This is a genomic window from Pseudomonas sp. PS02290, from assembly GCF_029960075.1.
Taxonomy (GTDB): Bacteria; Pseudomonadota; Gammaproteobacteria; order Pseudomonadales; family Pseudomonadaceae; genus Aquipseudomonas.
On record NZ_JASCOY010000195.1, the window covers coordinates 1 to 3,386 of the forward strand.

1 protein-coding gene and 1 pseudogene are annotated in these 3,386 nt (G+C 64.8%); one reads left to right on the top strand and one right to left on the bottom strand.

Features of this window, described 5'->3' with window-relative positions:
• Window positions 1-1,957 (bottom strand): annotated as a pseudogene (locus tag QMX88_RS29060) (heavy metal translocating P-type ATPase); the annotation flags it as partial.
• Window positions 1,958-2,153: 196 nt separating this feature from the next.
• Here QMX88_RS29060 and QMX88_RS29065 point away from each other — a divergent pair.
• Entirely contained in the window at window positions 2,154-3,089 is a 936-nt protein-coding gene (locus QMX88_RS29065; RefSeq protein ID WP_282373696.1) for a LysR substrate-binding domain-containing protein, read from the top strand.
• Window positions 3,090-3,386: the final 297 nt, after the last annotated feature.

A 3,386-nucleotide genomic window follows, 5' to 3' on the forward strand; every position in this document is an offset into this window, starting at 1 on the left:
GCATCAACGTGATACCGGCGGCGTGCATGGCCACGTCCGTGCCGCCGCCCATGGCGATGCCGATGTCGGCGGCGGCCAAGGCAGGGGCGTCGTTGATGCCGTCACCAACCATCGCCACCACGCCGGTTTTCTTCAGCGCCATGACGGTCGCGGCTTTGTCGGCAGGCAACACTTCGGCGTGCACGTCGCGGATGCCCAGCGCCTCGGCCACCACCCTGGCGCTGCCGGGATTGTCACCCGTCAGCAAGTGGCTGCTGATGTGCCGGGCGTTCAGTTGCGCGATGGCCTCAACGGCGCCGGTCTTGAGGGTGTCGCCGAAGGCAAACAGACCAAGCACCCGACGCTGGGGGCTCAGTTCGATCAGCCAGGACAGCGTGCGGCCTTCGGCTTCCCATGCCTGAGCGTGCTCGTGCAGAGCGTCCCCGGCCAAGCCGCTTTCTTCCAGCAAGCCGCTTTCCTGCAGCAAGCGGTGATTACCCAGCGCCAACTCGCGGCCTCGCAGGGTGCCGGCGATACCGCGTCCGGCCAGCGCGCGGCTATTGCCGACGTTATCCAGGCTCAGCCCGCGTTCGGCGGTCACGTCCAGCACTGCTTTGGCCAATGGGTGCTCGCTGCCACGCTGCAGCGCACCGGCCAGTTGCAGCAAGGTGTTTTCATCACCGTCGAGCGCGGCCATGTGGGCAATGCGCGGCCTGCCGGAAGTCAGCGTGCCGGTCTTGTCGAAGACCACCGTGGTGACTTCATGGGCGCGTTCCAGGGCTTCGGCGTCCTTGATCAAAATGCCGTGGCGTGCGGCCACGCCGGTGCCGGCCATGATCGCAGTCGGCGTCGCCAGCCCGAGGGCACAGGGGCAGGCGATGACCAGCACGGTGACGGCGTTGATCAGCGCAGCTTCCAGTGACGCGCCAGCCATCAGCCACCCTGCCAGCGTCGCGACGGCAATCAACAGGACCACGGGCACGAACACCTGACTGACCTTGTCGACCAGTTTCTGGATCGGCGCCTTGGCAGACTGTGCGTCTTCCACCAGGCGGATGATGCGGGCCAGCACGGTTTCCGCGCCCAGCGCCCGGGTGCTGATCAGCAGCCGGCCCTCGCCATTGATTGCACCGCCGGTGACCCTGTCGCCGGGCTGTTTCGGCACCGGCAGGCTCTCGCCGCTGATCAGGGCTTCGTCGGCGTGGCTCTGGCCTTCGAGCACCTCGCCATCCACCGGAAAGCGCTCGCCGGGTTTCACCACCACCGTATCGCCGACGCTCAGGGCGCTGATGGCGACGTCCGCTTCCTGCCCGTTAACCAGTCGGATCGCGCGCTCTGGGCGCAAGGCTTCCAAGGCCCGGATCGCGCTGGCGGTCTGGCGCTTGGCGTTGCTCTCCAGGTATTTGCCGAGCAGGACCAAGGCGATGACCACCGCCGAGGCCTCGAAATACAGGTGCGGCATCGTGCCGGGGCCAGCGCTTAGCCATTGGTAAACGCTCAAACCGTAACCGGCGCTGGTGCCCAACGCGACGAGCAGGTCCATGTTGCCGGCGCCGGCGCGCAAGGCTTTCCAGGCTGCGACGTAAAAGCGCGCGCCGAGGAGGAATTGCACCGGCGTTGCCAGGGCGAACTGCAACCACGCCGGCAGCATCCCATGGACGCCGAACGGCTGCAGCAGCATTGGCAAGACCAGCGGCAGTGCGAGAACAATGGCCACGATCAACTGCCAGCGCTCGGTGTCGTGGCGTTTGCGCTGGTCGGCTTGCTGGGTGGCTGGGTCCTGTTCGAGACTGGCGCCGTAGCCGGCCTTGTCGACGGCGGCCACCAGCACAGCCGGGTCGATCTGCCCGCTGACCTCGACGTGCGCGCGTTCGTTGGCGAGGTTGACCGTGGCGACTTGAACGCCGGGCACTTTGCGCAGTGCGCGCTCGACGCGGCCGGCGCAACTGGCGCAGGTCATGCCGGTAATGGGCAGATCAAATGTGTGGGCACTGGGCATCGCGGGCACTCCGGCAAGTCGATTGCCAGTAAGGATCAACCTTGCCCTTCTGGCAAGGTCAAGAGGTGCACGGCGTTGAATGTGTTGACTGGATCGTTTGCACGCTCCGACGCAGGACAGCCCATTGGCAACCTGCGACAATCTCAGCCCCTTTCGGCCAGGCGAGCGGCATACCGTGTACGACTTCAACGATTTGTACTATTTCGTGCAGGTGGTCGAGAACAAGGGATTCGCGGCCGCCGCGCGCAAGATCGAGGTGCCGAAGACCAAGCTCAGCCGGCGCATCGCTCAGTTGGAGGATCGTCTGGGGGTGCGGCTGATCCAGCGCACCACGCGCAAATTCACGGTGACCGAGGTGGGGCTGGATTATTACCGGCATTGTGTGGCGATGCTGGTGGAGGCCGATGCCGCCGAGAAGGTGGTCGAGCAGTCGAGGTCCGAGCCCCAGGGCATCGTGCGCATCAGTTGCCCGCCGGCGCTGGGTTCGATGGGGGTGAGTGACACGATCGCGAAGTTTCTGGTGCTGCACCCGAAAGTGCAGATTCAGGTGGAGAGCACGAACCGTCGGGTGGATGTGTTGGGGGAGGGGTATGACATCGCGCTGAGGGTGCGTTTTCCGCCGCTGGGCGATGAGAATCTGGTGATGAAGGTGTTGGGCGAGAGCCATCAGCGGTTGGTGGTTCGTCCCTCGTTGCTGGAGGGCAGGACGATTCGAACGCCGCAGGAGTTGGTGGGGCTGCCGAGTATGGATCTGGCGCCGGCTAACCGTGAGCACCGTTGGGCGTTGATCGGGCCGGGGGGTGAGCGGATCGAGGTTGCTCATCAGCCGCGCTTTGTGACGTCGGATCTGGATGCTTTGCACCGGGCGGCGGTGGAGGGTGTGGGGGTGGTGCAGATGCCGGAGATTATGGTTCGGCATTCGTTGCATGAGGGGCGGCTGGTTGAGTTGCTGCCGGGGTTTCGTCCGCCGAGTGGGTTGATTCATGCGGTGTTTCCTTCTCGGCGGGGGTTGTTGCCGTCGGTGCGGGGGTTGGTGGATTTGCTGGCGGAGGATTTTGGGGCGAATGAGAAGGCGGATCGGGAGGCGTGTGAGTTGGCGGGGCATCTGTAGGCTTTTTCAAGATCAACATCAAGATCAAGATCAAGATCAAGGTCTTTAAGATCAAGAGCGTCTGCCTGGGGGCAGACTGTTTCGCCTTCGGCGAGTTACTTGGAAAAGTCGAAAGTCGCACCATCCCCAAGTAACCAAGGGTGCTTGCTCCTGGTTGGGCCCTTCGTTCCTCAGGGTTCCTTCACTCCGGTCTCGCTCCGTGGGCCCGCCGCCATCCGCCATCCATGGCGGGGGGCGGCTCTCGCGGCATCCATGCCGCTCGGCCCACTCCGCGAGACCTGCGTTCAGCCTGCACCC